Source organism: Paenarthrobacter sp. NCHU4564, from assembly GCF_052156435.1.
GTDB lineage: Bacteria > Actinomycetota > Actinomycetes > Actinomycetales > Micrococcaceae > Arthrobacter.
In genome coordinates this window covers 24281-39119 of sequence record NZ_JBQLIS010000020.1, presented here as the reverse complement: position 1 = coordinate 39119, position 14839 = coordinate 24281, and the positions used below count along the sequence as shown (strand labels likewise).

The 14839-nt window shown below is 64.2% G+C and carries 14 protein-coding genes; 3 read left to right on the top strand and 11 right to left on the bottom strand.

The features are described 5' to 3' along the window. The first annotated feature begins 10 nt into the window (after window positions 1–10). Window positions 11–1468, top strand: a complete 1458-nt coding sequence (yczR, locus tag ACSVIE_RS17340; RefSeq protein ID WP_442424655.1) for a MocR-like transcription factor YczR — start codon at window positions 11–13, stop codon at window positions 1466–1468. A 126-nt stretch (window positions 1469–1594) separates the two neighbouring features. On the opposite strand, the gene ACSVIE_RS17335 is transcribed toward yczR, so the two are convergent. Continuing rightward, window positions 1595–2284: an SRPBCC family protein gene (locus ACSVIE_RS17335; RefSeq protein WP_426005964.1), complete on the bottom strand. Its 690-nt coding sequence runs from the start codon at window positions 2282–2284 to the stop codon at window positions 1595–1597. Beyond that, window positions 2274–2909, bottom strand: a complete 636-nt coding sequence (locus tag ACSVIE_RS17330; protein ID WP_442424654.1) for an ArsR/SmtB family transcription factor — start codon at window positions 2907–2909, stop codon at window positions 2274–2276. The genes ACSVIE_RS17335 and ACSVIE_RS17330 overlap by 11 nt, the downstream gene beginning before the upstream one ends. Before the next feature lie 151 nt (window positions 2910–3060). On the opposite strand from ACSVIE_RS17330, the gene ACSVIE_RS17325 reads away from it, so the two are divergent. Beyond that, window positions 3061–3990 carry an RluA family pseudouridine synthase gene (locus ACSVIE_RS17325; protein ID WP_442424683.1) on the top strand — a complete coding sequence of 310 codons (930 nt, stop codon included), beginning with the start codon at window positions 3061–3063 and terminating at the stop codon, window positions 3988–3990. Window positions 3991–4017: 27 nt separating this feature from the next. On the opposite strand, the gene ACSVIE_RS17320 is transcribed toward ACSVIE_RS17325, so the two are convergent. Next, complete coding sequence (locus tag ACSVIE_RS17320; RefSeq protein WP_442424653.1) at window positions 4018–4557, bottom strand: O-acetyl-ADP-ribose deacetylase; 540 nt, start codon at window positions 4555–4557, stop codon at window positions 4018–4020. A gap of 53 nt (window positions 4558–4610) precedes the next feature. Between ACSVIE_RS17320 and ACSVIE_RS17315 the strand changes: the two genes are divergently transcribed. Then, window positions 4611–5270 (top strand): DedA family protein, encoded by a 660-nt coding sequence (locus ACSVIE_RS17315; RefSeq protein ID WP_426005959.1) that lies wholly within the window; start codon window positions 4611–4613, stop codon window positions 5268–5270. Here the strand turns inward: ACSVIE_RS17315 and ACSVIE_RS17310 are convergent. From ACSVIE_RS17310 to ACSVIE_RS17275, 8 genes are all read right to left on the bottom strand, one after another. Further along, window positions 5267–5572: a hypothetical protein gene (locus tag ACSVIE_RS17310; RefSeq protein ID WP_442424652.1), complete on the bottom strand. Its 306-nt coding sequence runs from the start codon at window positions 5570–5572 to the stop codon at window positions 5267–5269. The genes ACSVIE_RS17315 and ACSVIE_RS17310 overlap by 4 nt on opposite strands. A 29-nt stretch (window positions 5573–5601) precedes the next feature. Continuing rightward, window positions 5602–8400 carry a phosphoenolpyruvate carboxylase gene (ppc, locus tag ACSVIE_RS17305; RefSeq protein WP_426005957.1) on the bottom strand — a complete coding sequence of 933 codons (2799 nt, stop codon included), beginning with the start codon at window positions 8398–8400 and terminating at the stop codon, window positions 5602–5604. A gap of 116 nt (window positions 8401–8516) precedes the next feature. Beyond that, on the bottom strand, window positions 8517–8804 hold the full coding sequence (locus ACSVIE_RS17300; RefSeq protein WP_426005956.1) for a hypothetical protein: 288 nt from the start codon (window positions 8802–8804) through the stop codon (window positions 8517–8519). Between the two features lie 22 nt (window positions 8805–8826). Further along, window positions 8827–9951 carry a hypothetical protein gene (locus ACSVIE_RS17295; RefSeq protein ID WP_442424651.1) on the bottom strand — a complete coding sequence of 375 codons (1125 nt, stop codon included), beginning with the start codon at window positions 9949–9951 and terminating at the stop codon, window positions 8827–8829. After that, window positions 9948–11222 (bottom strand): glycosyltransferase, encoded by a 1275-nt coding sequence (locus ACSVIE_RS17290; protein ID WP_426005952.1) that lies wholly within the window; start codon window positions 11220–11222, stop codon window positions 9948–9950. The genes ACSVIE_RS17295 and ACSVIE_RS17290 overlap by 4 nt, the downstream gene beginning before the upstream one ends. After that, entirely contained in the window at window positions 11219–12133 is a 915-nt protein-coding gene (locus ACSVIE_RS17285) for an ATP-grasp domain-containing protein (RefSeq protein ID WP_442424650.1), read from the bottom strand. Before ACSVIE_RS17285 ends, ACSVIE_RS17290 begins: the two co-directional genes overlap by 4 nt. After that, window positions 12133–13047 carry a PIG-L family deacetylase gene (locus ACSVIE_RS17280; RefSeq protein WP_442424649.1) on the bottom strand — a complete coding sequence of 305 codons (915 nt, stop codon included), beginning with the start codon at window positions 13045–13047 and terminating at the stop codon, window positions 12133–12135. The genes ACSVIE_RS17285 and ACSVIE_RS17280 overlap by 1 nt, the downstream gene beginning before the upstream one ends. A 106-nt stretch (window positions 13048–13153) precedes the next feature. Further along, window positions 13154–14749 carry a sigma-70 family RNA polymerase sigma factor gene (locus tag ACSVIE_RS17275; RefSeq protein ID WP_426005948.1) on the bottom strand — a complete coding sequence of 532 codons (1596 nt, stop codon included), beginning with the start codon at window positions 14747–14749 and terminating at the stop codon, window positions 13154–13156. Window positions 14750–14839: the final 90 nt, after the last annotated feature.

Sequence of the window (14839 nt, the reverse complement as noted above, 5' to 3'; positions counted from 1 at the left end):
TACTGGACTGATGTCAGGCTTACTGAACCCGATCGCATTGACCCGTCTTCTTGGCTCCTGGAATTCCGGTACCCTGCCCGCATACCGCGAGCTTGCCGACGTCGTACGCTTGCTGGTGATGGACGGACGCATTCCGCTTGACGTCGCGCTCCCCAGCGAAAGGGCGCTGGCCCAGACGCTGGGACTGAGCCGAACCACGGTCACCGCCGCGTATTCAAGCCTGCGCGAGCAGGGCTTCCTGACCACCGGCCAGGGCAGCCGGGGACGGACCTGCATTCCGCAACGCACCTCTCCGGTGACCATGCCGGGGCTGGCGGCGCCGGAGGGATTGCTGGACCTGGCCTACGCATCCCTGCCGGCAGCGGGCGAGGTGGTCCACCGCGCGTTCGCCGATGCCCTGACCGAACTCCCGGCCCTCCTGCCCGGATTTGGCTACGACGCGGTGGGTGTCCCCGCACTGCGGCAGGCCATAGCGGACAAATACACAGCCGACGGCGTCCCAACAAACGCCCAACAGATCCTGGTGACCTCCGGAGCGCAGCACGCGTTGAACATCGTCCTGAAGACCCTGGCCGGAAAGCAGGACAAAGTGCTGGTGGAACACCCCTCCTACCCGAACGCCCTCGACGCCATCCGGGCCGCCGGCTGCCGCCCCTTTCCCGTCGCCCTCCCTGCCGCGGGTTCCGCGCCGGCCTGGGACATTGACGCGATGGAGGCCGCGATGCACCATCATCGACCTGCCATGGCCTACCTTGTTCCGGACTTCCACAACCCCACGGGCCGTATCATGTCCGGGCTGCAGCGCCGGCGACTGGCGCGGGCAGCGGCGTCCGCGGGGACGGTCCTGGTGGTGGATGAGACACTCCGGGGGTTGAACCTCGACGGCGTCAGTGCCGCACCGATGGCGGCGTTCAGTCCCACCGTGGTTTCCATCGGCTCGCTCAGCAAATCCCACTGGGCCGGCCTCCGCACCGGCTGGATCCGGGCCGACGAAGCCTTGGTCAACCGCATGGTCACCACACGGACCACCATGGATCTGGGCGCCCCCATGGTGGAGCAACTGGCTGCTGCCCGGCTGGTCAGCGCCTACTCCGAGCCCCTCGATGCACGGCTGGCAGAACTCCGCAACAACCGGGATTCGTTGATGGAATTGCTGGCTGAACATTTGCCGTCGTGGGATCCTGAGCGACCCCAGGGCGGGCTCACAGTGTGGTGCAGACTGCCCAGCCCCTGCAGCACGGCCCTGACGGTGCTCGCTCCGGAATTTGGAGTCCGGCTGGCCGCCGGGCCGAGGTTCGGGGTGGGCGGTGCCTTTGAGCACTACATGCGTGTCCCTTACACCTTGCCACCTGCCCAACTGGAGGTGGCCGTCCGGGCACTGCGGGCCGCCCAGGACAAGCTCGACGCCTCGCCCCAACTCCGCCGCAGCCTCAAGACCGAGCGGCCGGCCGCCGTCGGAGTCGCCTAACTGCCGCCCGCCGGGTCCACCCGGGCACCCCAACTAGGTCGCAGTTAAGCGCGTTTTCAGGCTTCAAAACGCGCACAAGTGCGACCCAGTTGGGTCCCGGGCGCCGTGCAGGGGCGGGGCGGGTGGCTACGCGTAGACCTTCTCCAGGAAGGCACCCCACTTCTTGGCCGTCAGCTCGGAATCACCCGCGCCAAATTGGTGGACGGTCATACCTACCGGCGCCCCAAAGGCATTGCGCCCAAAGAACCGGTACAAAGCATCGCCGGTGCGCAGTCCCAGGAAGTTCTCATTGGCGAAGTCCACCTCACCGCTCAGCCGCCCCACGCCGTCGACGTCTACCTCGAATGCCGAGCCCGCGGCGAGGTCCTCCACTCCGAGCGCCTTCTTGAGCTGCACAAATCCATCGGGCGATTGCGACGACGCCGGAGCCTGAACGTCCGTAAACACCACCGGCTGTCCGTCGAAGTACTTCAGGTACTGCCCCAGGGTGTGCAGGTAGAACTCGGTGTGCTTGCTGGCGCCGTCGTACTGCTCATCCCAGTTGTCGGCGAAGATTCCGCTGTGGACGTAGTGCAGCCTGGCCCGGCCGCCCTCCACCGGCTCCAGGACGTGCTCCAACTGGTTGAACCAACCATCGGGACCGTCCATCCGCGTGACGAGGTGGCCTGGGTATTCATCCACGGTCCGGACGGCCGGCCACTGGTCCGTGGGGAACATCCAGGCGGAGGTGTCCGCTGTGACCGCCTGCCAGACCCGCTCGGGGGTTCCGGGCAGTTCGGTATCGGCCACGATTTCAAATTCACGGTTACTGGTCATTGTCCTGGTCCTTTTCTACTGTGACTTCTGTTAAGGGGGTCTTGAGTGCGGGATGAAGTACGACGACGAGGCGATGCTTGCGTCCGCCGCCCGCCACCGCGGTACCGCCGTCGTGGTATTTGTCGACGAGCCGTGTGACCGCAACGCCGAGCTCTTCCGCGAAGGCCGCGCGATCGGCGGCGGAACGGAAGGTAATCTCACCGTCGATGGCGAAACTGGCGAGCTTCTTCCTGGCAGCGGCTGCCCCGGAAATGAGCTTGCCCATCTCTTGTACGGTGCGGGAGGCGAGCGACAACAGCCAGAACGCGGAGAACCTGTCCGCGAAGCGCCGAGGGTCCGGCGCCACGGAGGCCAACGCCACCGGCGAGATCAGGTAGGAGCCCGCGGTGGCCCGCAGGACGCGCTCGGTGACGTTGCCTTTGCGCCGTTCCTCGACCAGCTCCACCAAACCGTGGTGCTCAAGTGCTTTGAGGTGGTAGTTGACCTTCTGGCGCGGCATTCCCACCTTGACCGCGAGCTGCGTGGCCGAGGCGGGCTCGGCCAGTTCCCGCAGGATACGAGTTCGGATCGGGTCCAGCGATACTTCCGCTGCCGCCGGGTCCTCGATCACTTCGATGTCCAACATGGTTCCAGTATGCTTACCGACAATTTTTTTTGTCAAGAACTTTTTTATGTTCGGAACCTGAGTCCGTGGTGGAGCCCTCTGAACAAGCCAAACCAGGCCCCGAGCACGCAAAGCGGGCCGCACAGCTCAGGCAAAGTAGAATTGTCCGGTGATGCAATCCCCCCTCCCTGTGCGCGATGGCGTGAACGCAACCCGCCTCCGCCTGCCGGACGAGGGCCCATGGGACACCGCGATGGACTACATGATGCATCGATGGGGACACATTGACCCCCAAGGCATCGAGGACCGCTTCGACGCCGGGGAGATCGTAGGCGAGGGCGGCGTGCCTTTGGACCGCAGTACCAAACTGGAGGACCACACCTTCATTTGGTACTACAGGACCCTCCCGCCGGAGACGCGACTGCCCGTGGAAATCAACATTCTGCACCAGGACGAGCACATCCTGGTGGTGGACAAGCCGCACTTCCTCCCGACCACTCCCGGGGGCACATACATCCAGGAATCGGCGCTGGTCCGGCTTCGGAACCAGCTCGATCTCCCGGATCTCATTCCCATGCACCGGCTGGACCGCATGACGGCCGGCATCCTGCTGCTCTCCACCAACCCGGAAACCCGGGGCAGGTACCAGGTCCTGTTCGAGAAGCGACAGGTCCAAAAAGAATACGAGTGCGTGTCCGCCGCGGCACCCGCCGCCGGCTATCCCGCCGTCGAATTCCCCACGGTGGTCCGCAACCGCATGACCAAGTCGCGCAGCTACCTGTTGGCCGAAGTGGTGGACGGCGAGCCGAACGCCGAGACGCGCATCGAGCAGGTAAGGACGTTCGACGCCGGGACGCACCAGCGTGCGCTGTACCGGCTGGAACCGCACACCGGAAAAACGCATCAGCTCCGCGTGCATATGGCCTCGCTGGGCCTGGGGATTGTGAACGATGCGTTTTATCCTGACCTCCTGGACAAGGCGCCGGACGACTACGGCAAACCACTGCAACTCCTGGCGCGTGGCATCCGCTTCGTGGACCCCATCAGCAAACAACCGGTCGAATACCGCAGCGGCCTGGAGCTCAGCGAAGCCCGGCCCTGAGCATTCCGTTCGCGCTTTGAGCGTGGGTCACGCGCCGAACACAGTGCGGAAGACCGCCGTCGTCTCCTCGGAGAAGAGCACGAACTCAACCACCTCAAGGCTGGTGACCCCGGAACCGCTTCCGGCAGCAACTGCTGCCAACTCATTCACGGCGTCGCGGGCTGTTTCCGCCACTTGGCGGGCGTCCCACCCGTAGATTCCCGCACTGACGGCGGGGAACGCCACGCTGCGTGCGCCGACCTCCCCGGCCACACGAAGGCTTTCCCTGAAACAGGAGGCAAGAAGGTCCGGGTCGGTCTGGCCCGCATGCCGGTTGGGTCCGACGGTGTGGATCACCCACTGCGCAGGAAGCCTGAAACCCGGCGTTGCTACGGCACTACCTGTCGGGAGCCCGTCGGGAAGCCGGGTACGCCGCAGTTCACGGCAGGCGGCCAGCAACTCCGGCCCCGCAGCCCGGTGGATGGCACCATCCACTCCCCCTCCACCGAACAGTGAGGAATTCGCGGCGTTCACAATCGCATCGACGCGGCGGGTGGTGATGTCTCCCTGCAGGATCTCAGTGCGCATGGGGACAGTCTTCCGCCGTGCTGTGACCGCAGCAAGTGCGGTACGTTGTGCCCATGGACTTCATCGCCCCGGAGTTGTGGGGATCGGCAATCTACCTCTGGATTGTGCCGATCGTGCTGGGCGATGCCATCTTCCCGCCCATTCCGTCCGAGATGGTGGTCATCACCGGAGGTGCGCTGGCGGCGGACGGACATGCGAACTTCTGGCTGGTCCTGATGTTGGCCGCTTCCGCTTCCTGGCTGGGTGACGTGGCCGTCTACCTGCTCTTCAAACGCAGGATCAGCCATGTGCTGGACCGCTGGGCCTGGGGCAGGAAAGTGCACAAAGGCATCCACGAAGCCATCGCCAAAGCCGGGCGTTCCTCCACCTACGGGACGATCATCGGAGCACGATTCATTCCCGGCGGCAGGCTCGCCACGTCCGCTGCTGCCGGCATTGCCAATGTCTCAGTCCGGGGATTCAGTCTCTGCGCCGGTTTAGGAGCAGTCTTGTGGGCAGTATGGCAGGTGGGCCTGGGCTACTTCACAGGCTCCACCACCAAACTGCCCTTCTGGGCGAGCTCGCTGATAGGCGTCGGGGTCGGGCTTGTCATCGGCGTGGTGGTCGGGTTCATCGTGACCCGGCGCCGGGGCGACCCTTCTCCAGTGGATGAACCCTACGACGGCGACGAACCGTACGACGGCGGGCCCGGCGCAGTCCCGCAACCCGACTAAACCGGCGACCAGCGTCCCCGGCTGCGCCGCAGGACATACAGGTTCCCTGTCAGGGCAACGCGTTCGACGGCGTCACGCATCATGGCTGCCGACGTGCGGGCTTCGTTGTTCTCACCAGCGTAGTCGCGGGCGTCCACCATGAACCGCAGGCTGATCTGGGGAACGCCGCCCACGATATCCAACTGGTTGGACTCCACGTGATGCCGGGTTTCCAAGGCTTCGACGGCGGCGGCCATCACGGACTCAGGCGGATTCCCTGGCTTGAGCCCGGTGATCTTCAACTTGGTCTGGAACGACGGCATCCCACCACCCTAACGTCCCCCATCCGATGCTATCCGGTGTTGCGCAGCCCTGCCGCTACACCATTGACCGTGATCAGCATGGCACGCTGGAGGCGCTCGTCGATCTCCGCTCCGGAAACCGAAGCTTCCCGGACACGACGCAGCAACTCCACCTGCAGGTAGCTGATGGGGTCAAGGTACTGGTCGCGGATTTCAAGGGACCTCTTGAGCGTGGGCTGGGCATCCAGAAGCTCGATCTCACCGGTCAGCCGCTCAATCTCGGCCACGGTGAGCTCATACTCATCACGGATCATGTGGAACAGGCGGTGCAGTTCTTCAGGTACCAGCGATGAGACGTAGTGGCCGGCGATTTCCATGTCCGTCTTGGCCAGCGTCATTTCGACGTTGGAGATCACCGAACGGAAGAAGTGCCAGCGGTCCATCATTTCCATGAGCTGGTCCGTGTTGCCGGCCTCGCGGGCTGCCTTCAAACCCGAACCCACACCAAACCAACCGGGCACGATCTGCCGTGACTGCGTCCACCCGAAAACCCAGGGAATGGCGCGCAAGCCGCCGAGCCCGGCCCCCGAGTCGGGACGTTTGGACGGACGGGAGCCGATGTTCAGCGAGCCCAGCTGTTCCACTGGCGTGGAGGCCAGGAAGTACGCCGGAAGATCGGGATCGTCAATCAGCGAACGGTAGCGGGCGAAAGCGCCGTCGGAGATGATCTCCATGACGTTGGCATAGCGTTCCCGCTCATCCTCCGACGTTCGCGGGGTCCGGTGCAACGCCGAGCCCTGCATGACTGCGGCCAGCGACAGCTCCAGGTTTTCCCGGGCAAGGTCGGGCAGCGAGTACTTGTCGGAGATGACCTCGCCCTGCTCCGTGAACTTGATTTCACCTTCAAGGACGCCGTTGGGCTGGGCCATGATCGCGTCATACGTGGGCCCGCCGCCACGGCCCACGGAACCGCCACGACCATGGAACAAACGGACGCGGACGCCGTGCTTGGCAGCAACATCGCGCAGCTTGCGCTGGGTCTTGTGAATCTCCCATTGACTGGTCATCACGCCGGACTCCTTGTTGGAGTCGGAGTAGCCCAGCATGATTTCCTGGATGTCGCCCCGCAGGCGAACCAGTTCGCGGTAGGACGGATCGGACAGCAACTGGTCCACGATTTCGGCGGAAGCCCTCAGTTCCTCCACGGTTTCCAGCAGCGGGGCAAAACCGATCTTGGCGTGCGGCTTGGAACCATACAGGTCGATCAAGCCGGCTTCCCGCGCAAGGACGGCGGCGGCGAGGACATCGTCTGCGCCACGCGTCATGGAGATGATGTACGTCTCCACAACGTCAGGGCCGTAGGTGTGCAGGGCCTGGCGGATGCTGCGGAAGACATCGTAGGTGCCGTCGGCGGTTCCCTCGAGCTTGATCGGGTGCCCGGACAGCGGGCGGCGCGATGCCAGTTCGGCCCCCAGGAATTCGAAGCGCTCCGCGCGCGTCAGGGAACCGTACGGCTTCTCGGTGCCCAGGCGGTCAACCAACTGACCCACGGCATCGTGGTGGTAATCGGCGTGCTCCCGGATGTCCAGGGTTGCCAGATGCAACCCGAACGCTGCAATGGCACGCCGTACCCGGGCAAGTGCTCCATCGGCCACCAGTGCTGCCGAGTGGTTCCGGAGGGACGACTCCAGCAAACCGAATTCGGCCAGCAATTCGGAGGTGGTGGCGTAGTCGCGTCCGGGCTCATGGTAGGACGAAGCGGCGACCCTGCGGCCTGTGTTGATGAGCTTCGCCTTGATGCAGGTCAGCTTGAGGCGGTACGGCTCCTGCGCGTTGAGCTCCAGGATCCGCTTGTCCAAACCGGGAAGGTTCTTGAGGTCCACGTCGATTGAGTCAAGCAACTCCTGGTCCGCCCCAAAGAGTGCGGTCGAGTTGGAAAGCACGGAGATCAACTCGTCAATCAGGGCAATGCTGATACGCACGGCGTTCTGGTTCTGCAACTGCAGGATTTCCCTCGTGACACCTGCCGTGACATTCGGGTTGCCATCGCGGTCGCCGCCGATCCACGAACCAAACCTCAAGGGAGCCCCGCCGGACGGAAGGGCAACGCCGTGCTCGGCGAGGAGCTCGGAAAGCTCCGTCAGCATCTCCGGCATGGCATCGGTGAGGATGCTGTTCAGGTAGTAGATGGCATTCCGGGCCTCATCCACGGGCGTGGGGCGCACCTGGCGCAGCTCATCCGTTTGCCACATCTGGTCGATGATTTCGGCCAGCTGACGGTCCTGCCTGCGGCGGGCGGACGTGCCTTCCTCGGTGGGCTGCGCCAGGACATCCGAAAGCTTCCGGATCTTGTCCAGCACCGAACGACGGGAAGCCTCAGTGGGGTGCGCCGTGAAAATCGGGCGGACATCGAGTTCGTTGACGACGTCCTGCAATACCTCCGGACCTGCCTGGCCAGCGATCTCGGCGACGGCCTTCGCCAGCCACCCGTCCTTTTCCTGCCGCGTGCGGAGTCCACGGACGCGGTGCACCTGTTCGGCCGCGTTGCTGAGGTGGAAGTAGAACGCAAAAGCCCGCACCAGGTCGGTCGCCTGGTCGAGGGGCAGGGAGGCGAGCAACTCGCGGACCTGGGCTACGACGTCGTGCGCGCTCCAAGGGCCGGTCGCATCGGCGCCGCCGCGCGCGGCTTCCTTGGATTCCTTGGTCAGCAGGCGGACCTGTTCCACCAGTTCCAGCAATTCCGGACCGTGCTGCCGCACGAGGGATTCGCCCAGGAGAGTGGAGACGCGGCGCACGTCGGCGCGCAGCTCGGCGGCGAGATCGGTGTCTTGATGGGCAGTGTGAACCATAGATACTTACCTTCGGGATCTGGTGTGGCCCGTACACTGCGCTGGATACTGTGAGCCGGATTACTTATGTTTCCCAAGGATCTTACCCGCCCCAAAGTTAACCGCGGGAATGTGTCTCAGATCCTGGCGTCACCTGGATCGGAACGTGCAGAATCGATACCCGGGGTCCGTGGCCCGGCTGCGTAGCGTTCATGCCGACGTTGGCGCAGTTCCTCTGCCGCCGCCGCTGATTCCTGCTTGGTGGGCGCACCCGTGGCGGGATCGATCATGGACAACACGCTGCCCAGGGTGCCGGTAGCGCCCTTGCCGGGCACACCCCGCTGGATCAACCGCGTACCGCCCCAGACTGCGGCAACGATCAGACCGATGCTGACCAGCGCCGAAAACAACCCGTCCATCCCCATGCGCTCAGGGTACGCCCGCCAGTCAGGGCGGGGAACCCTGGTCCGCCCACGCGGCCTCCAGCACGTCCCAGTGGTCCTCCGTCATCAGGCTTGCCGGCGTCACGGACACCGAGGTTGCGCCACCGCGGACCGCGTCCTCAAGCGCAGCGGCGAACGTCTCTGCGGAGATGATGCCGTCCTGTGACCACAACCCCAGCGACAGCGACATGCGCGGCCCCGCCCGGCGGTTCATGGCCCTGGCAAGCTCTTCGGTCCGTGGTGCCCGCTCGTCGTTGAGTCCCACATACTGCCAGACGTGGAGCCGGTCCAACTGCTTGAGCAGGAGGTCATAATCATGGCCGCTGTCTGCACGGTCACCGGTGGCTGACTTCTTTGGCGACCGCACGTCCATCTCTGCCCTGACGCCAAAGGGCGCGACGGCGGCAGCCACCTTGCGGACGATGTCCGCCACTGCCTCGCTGCGCCAGGTCTTGATGTAGGGGTTGGTTTGGTCGATTGCACCGTTGGACTTGCGGGGCCAATCCTGTTGCCCCGTTGTCGCCGTAAAGTCCCGGAGGTCTTCGCTGCCGAACGTGAAGCCGTCAAACATCAGCTCCGTAAGATCCACAGCGTCCGGCCGGTACCTTTCCGCGACGAAGGCTGCAAGCCTGACCAACCGTGTCCCGGCCCCGCCGTGACGCAGGGCGGACACGCTGGCAAACGCAGTGGAATTGGTGCCGGTGACATCGCGCCCCGCCAAGGAGGGTGTTTCCTGAAGGGCCCGGTCCAGCAGGACATCCACGGTCAGGACGACGTCCCGCTTGGTGCCATCGCCTGCCGTACCCAGCGCCGCCATGGCCTCAGCGACGTAATCCCGGCCGGTGTCCGCAACGCTGCTGGAGGCAGCACCAAGGTCGCCGGGCCACGGAAAAGCTGTCCAATCAGTCCGGCCCACGGAGATGGACACCGCAGTGGCGTCCACGGCATCGAGCCGTGCGGCCAGGCTATCCAGATACTCCGGAGCGGTGCCGACGATGTCCTCGAAGCCGAGGTTGACCATGCGATCGGAGGGCCGGTCGCGTTCCTCTGCGGAGGAGGCGGTCACCACTACGGTGGATGCCAAGGCGGTGGCCAGCATCAGGATCATTGAACGCACGGTCCGCTTCATGCCGGGTTCCCCGCTGCGTCGCCTTCCAGGGCCGTCACGGACACCACACCGGTCCGTTGCAGTTTGTTCCACCGCGCCGGGCTCCCCCGCAGTTCCTTGACGATGGCGTTTGCCAGGGCAAGGCCCACAAAAACGGAGTAGAACGGCCAGAGCGGAACCGTCCAGACATACCGCAGATCGCGCCAGGAGTGGTTCAGCCCGAGGGAAAACACGATCAGCAGAACCGAGATGAAGAGGCCCAGCCATCCCAGGATGGCCAGGATCTCCCCGGGGATGGGGCCCTTGCCCGCCACATAGAGGAACGGCAGTATCGCCAGGACCGCCAGTTGCAGGATGGGGATCACCACCATGGTGATCGCATTGAAGACCAGGAACAGCCCGAACGGTCCATACCGGGCCCTGCCCAGCATGCCCAAATGCAGGCGGAGTGTCTGCAGGAGTCCACGCGACCAACGCACCCGTTGCCGCCACAGTCCGCCGATGGTGGAGGGCGATTCCGCATACACCAGGGCCTTTGGCTGGAACCGTACCCGGTACCCGGCCGCGTAGACCCTCCAGGTGAGCTCCAGGTCCTCCCCCAAGGTGTCCTCGTGGAAACCCCCGACGCTGCGGACCAGGTCTGCCCGGAAGGCACCGATATTGCCCGAAACTATCGGAAGGCAGTGGGTCAGCGAGAGCGCCCTGCGCACCAATCCGGTGCCCACGTGGCTGAGGACCGCCAGCATCATGGTTTGTATCCGGTTGAGGTTGACCGGACGGTCGTCGCCGCACACGGCTCCGATTTTCGGATGGTCGAAGCCCTCCAGCATGTGTATCAATGTGTCCGGGGCGAAGATGCCGTCGGCGTCGACGAACATCAGGATCTCGCCTTGTGCCGCCGCGATGCCGGTGTTAAGGGCGGCTCCTTTGCCGGCATTGGCCTGTGAGAGAAACCTGACGCGATCGTACTGGGCTGCGAGACCGGCCATGATCTCCGCCGTCGAGTCGGTAGAGCCATCGTCCACCAACAGGACTTCGAGCAGCAGATAGCGGCTCCTGAGGATCGACTCCACGCAGTTGGTGATCACCACGGCCTCGTTGTAGGCAGGAACGATCACCGAGACCAAGGGTTTTCCACTGATGACGGAGTACCTGTGCTTGACCGTCGGTGGCCGGTGCACGCGGTTGAAGTACAGGGCCAATGGGACATACACGATCTTGATTGCTCCGAAGCCCAGGATGATGGTCCCGCAAATCTGCACAAACGCGAGCGCGGCATCGATGATGATCAACCCGGCCGTCCCACCATGGCGTCCGGGGCCAATCGTCCAAGGACGGTGTCCACGAGTTCCGGGGCGTGGACGCTGTTTGCCCCGAACCTTGCGTTGACCTCAAGGACCACGGGGCTGCCGTCGGCCATCCGCCTGATGTCAATATCCACGGGCCCCGTCAGTCCGAGGGCTTCCACCGTTGACAGGGCCAGCTCTGCCACGTCCCGGTCGGCAGGAGGTTCGCTCCGGCGCACGGACACAGCGTTTCCGAGGTTGCCGTCCTTGAGCGCCGTCTTCTCAAGGACCACCACGATATCCTGCGAATGGCTGCTTCTGTGGACGACCGGCGCGTACTCGGTTCCCGGGGCGAACCGCTGCACGATCCACCTGTCATTCAGCGTGGCCCAGATGCGGTTTGCGTTCCGTCCACGATCGGACAGGCGTTCCAGCAGCTGAACGTTCCGCCCGCCGCGCGATACCCGTGGTTTCACCACCACGGGGCCGCCCAGAAGATCCATGGCTTCTTCGGCCGAGCCGAAGGTGCCCGGGAGGCCGAAGTCCGGAACACCGAGACCCGCGGTATCGAGGCATCGCATGGTGTGGAATTTGTCGTTGGCTATGCGCACCGGGGCAGGGTCAGCCACCAGCACCTCCACTCCCGGAGCAAAATCAAGCCGTGCGTCAGCCATCAAAACCAGTTCGTCGCTGACCGTAGGCACCACCAGTTCGATTCCATGCTTGGCAGCCAGCCCCCTTAGCTCCCAAAGGTAAGCGGGGGCGTCTGAGCTGGACACCCGGGCAACGGCGTCTGCCGTGCGGGGATTGACGTCCCGCATGTCCACACCCAGGACCCAGTGCCCCCGCAGTCGCAGTTGCGTGGCGAGGGAAGCACCTGCCGGCCCGCCCACGCCGGTCACCATAATCCGCACCATCAGAACTCCCCTACGGCCGAGCCCAGCAGACGGACTGGTTCAAAGCCTTCCGCGTAGGCGGTTTTCACCTGCGAACCCCGGAAGGCCGCGAGACTGCGGACCCTTTCGGCGCTCATGTACGGCTTGCCTTTTTGGTCCCGGTGCATGGAAACCGCATGGATCTTGACGTCGACATATCCGGCGATGTCCACAAAGACGCTGGGGTTGAACTGCCGGGTGGAAGACGGGCTCTCAAAGCACAGAATGGACGAGTGCTTCCGGGCGGCCCTCATGGTGGCGCTGTGAACAGCCTGATGGTCCTGGTGGTAGTCGTTTCCGGAGTGGGTCATCACGACGTCGGGCTTGAAGTCATTGATGTATGCCTCGATGGCCTGGACCATCTCCTGGCCATGGTCGGACAGCAGGGTATCCCTGAAGTCGTGCACCTGGACGGCGGAAGCTCCCATGAATCCGGACCCTGACTGGGCCTCGCCGGCGCGGACGGCGCTGTCGCCGCCTTTGCATCCCGAACTCATCACCATGGTCCGCACCTCGTGTCCGGCATCTGCCAGCTTCGCCAGCGTTGCCCCACAGGCGAGTTCAAGGTCATCCGGATGTGCCCCGATAGCCAACACCTTTCGGGGTTCGGTGGCGGTCGCGTGATCGATCCTGAGCGCCGGCGCCACCAGGAAGCCAACCACGAGCCCCGTGGCCGCCAGGAGGATCACGATTTCCATCCAAGGACGCAACTCCGGGACCATTGCCCACCCTGCCACGGCAACCATCAGCAAGCCACCCAGCACCGCAGTGATCCAGCGCAGCCGGTGCGGTGTGCTGAATCTGCGAACGTACCAGCCTTGGCTTGCGGGAAGCAGGGCTCCCACGAGGGCCACTGCCCCTAAAACGCCGGCAACGGCAAACAACGTTGCTCTCATTCTTCCCCTATGTTCCCTCGATACATGCGCAGTACCGGTCCGTGGATACTGCCGATGAATCAGTGGCGGAAGGCGAATTTTCATGACGCTGTTGGGTGGGACAAGGTCAGTACTTGTAGGCAAACTCACCTGTGGCCAGGCCGGTCCCGCTCAGCGAGTACGTCAGGACTTCCGGGTCCCTTTGCCGCTTCGATTCGGCCGTCACATGGAAATGAAGCTCGCCACGCTCAACCCACTTGGTGACGCACCTCAGCACCCGTCTTCCTTCCTGTAGCGAACAGGACCAGCCTTCCGGAGCTTTCAGTGAGCTTTCCTGAATCTTGGAGCCCTGTTCCACGGCGAAGACGGCCATGCCGGGGCCCAACGGCTCGGTGCCATCGGCAGCAAAGTCAACCTGCATGGCAGTAAGACCCGCCTCACGGTCCTTCGCCGACCAAACGTAGGTGGTGACTGCTGCAGGGGCATCCACTCGCGTTGGTTCGGCAGGTGGAACCGAAGGTGAAGGAGGAACTGGTGGCGGGGTTTCAACGGCGGGCTGTTCGGGAACGGCGGACTGTTCCGGAACGGCGGGCTGCGCTGAAACGGCGGGCTGCGCTGGTTCAGGGACCGGCGGAGCCGGATCCGAGGCCTGCGGAGGCACGGAAGGGAGGGGGCTGGGTATTGCAGCGGGTGAGGTGGAAGGCGACGGGGCCTGCACGGTCACCTGGGGATCGGCCATGGTCTGGACGGACCGCCGCTCCGGCAGGGGACCCTGGTCCAGGTGATCCATCAATCCCAGTCCACCAAGCACCAGGCCCAGTCCAGCAGCCGACACAACAGCCATGACGGCAGGCTGGGCCAAAACCGGCATGCCCAAAACAACCTTGGCCGGTACAACGCCTCCGAGGACTCCCAGTCCGGCTCCCTTTCCAGCCCAGGCAGCCAGCGGAACGCCAGTGATCAGGGGAAGGAGGACACTCCTCATGGTTCCCTGGACGTCCTTGAGTTCGGCCAGGGCCACGGTGCACCCAGTGCACCCATTGAGGTGCTCCCGGACCTTGCGCTCAGCTCCACTGGATAGCCCGCCGCGAAGATAACTGCCCAGTTTGGACGCGAAATCGGCACAGCCCTTGTCCGGGTGCTCAGCGACATGGGCTTGAAGGTACTGCCTGCGCAGGCCCTCCCGTGCCCGCAATGCCAGGGCTGACACGGCATTCGGCGACAAGCCCAGGATCGGAGCAACGGCCGCGGGCTTCATCCGTTCAACATCCAGATACCAGAGCACAGCCTGCCACCTTTCCGGCAGGGAACGGAATGCTTTGGCGACAGTTTGGGACTCGAACGCTGCGACAGCTGAATCGGGCTCGGCAAGCGGAGTGTCGAGAACCGCTTCGTCCCCGCTGGGCACGGTTTTGCCGGCACGGCGGTTCCTGTGGTGCGACAACCTGGTCACCGTGGAAAGGAGGTATGCCCGGAAGAAGTTGTCCGGCCCGCGCCCCGCCACCAGGCTTTGCAGAACGGACTGGAATGCCTCTGCCACAACGTCCTCGGCATCGCTGGGGTTATCCACGTTGCGGCGCGCAACAGCGGAGGCTATGGATACGTGGCGCTCGTACAAGCCGGCGAAGGCTGACACGTCTCCACCACGGACCAGCTTCACCAGGTCGCCATCGCTCTCCACACTGTTGTGGGAGTTGCTGCCCGACGATGTTCCTTGTGCCACTTTAAGGCACCCCCATGACCAATAAATTCGTGCCCATATAGTCGAAGTGGCTCGAGGGCACGAGTCATGACGCCAATAAGTACAAAGCTT

What these genes read in the sequence shown, in the direction of transcription:
- ACSVIE_RS17280 (WP_442424649.1), bottom strand. Translation starts at nt 13,047, where the DNA reads ATGAGAGCAACGTTGTTTGCCGTTGCCGGCGTTTTAGGGGCAGTGGCC.
- ACSVIE_RS17335 (WP_426005964.1), bottom strand. Translation starts at nt 2,284, where the DNA reads ATGACCAGTAACCGTGAATTTGAAATCGTGGCCGATACCGAACTGCCC.
- yczR (WP_442424655.1), top strand. Translation starts at nt 11, where the DNA reads ATGTCAGGCTTACTGAACCCGATCGCATTGACCCGTCTTCTTGGCTCC.
- ACSVIE_RS17295 (WP_442424651.1), bottom strand. Translation starts at nt 9,951, where the DNA reads ATGAAGCGGACCGTGCGTTCAATGATCCTGATGCTGGCCACCGCCTTG.
- ACSVIE_RS17330 (WP_442424654.1), bottom strand. Translation starts at nt 2,909, where the DNA reads ATGTTGGACATCGAAGTGATCGAGGACCCGGCGGCAGCGGAAGTATCG.
- ACSVIE_RS17320 (WP_442424653.1), bottom strand. Translation starts at nt 4,557, where the DNA reads ATGCGCACTGAGATCCTGCAGGGAGACATCACCACCCGCCGCGTCGAT.
- ACSVIE_RS17300 (WP_426005956.1), bottom strand. Translation starts at nt 8,804, where the DNA reads ATGGGGATGGACGGGTTGTTTTCGGCGCTGGTCAGCATCGGTCTGATC.
- ACSVIE_RS17315 (WP_426005959.1), top strand. Translation starts at nt 4,611, where the DNA reads ATGGACTTCATCGCCCCGGAGTTGTGGGGATCGGCAATCTACCTCTGG.
- ppc (WP_426005957.1), bottom strand. Translation starts at nt 8,400, where the DNA reads ATGGTTCACACTGCCCATCAAGACACCGATCTCGCCGCCGAGCTGCGC.
- ACSVIE_RS17325 (WP_442424683.1), top strand. Translation starts at nt 3,061, where the DNA reads ATGCAATCCCCCCTCCCTGTGCGCGATGGCGTGAACGCAACCCGCCTC.
- ACSVIE_RS17285 (WP_442424650.1), bottom strand. Translation starts at nt 12,133, where the DNA reads ATGGTGCGGATTATGGTGACCGGCGTGGGCGGGCCGGCAGGTGCTTCC.
- ACSVIE_RS17310 (WP_442424652.1), bottom strand. Translation starts at nt 5,572, where the DNA reads ATGCCGTCGTTCCAGACCAAGTTGAAGATCACCGGGCTCAAGCCAGGG.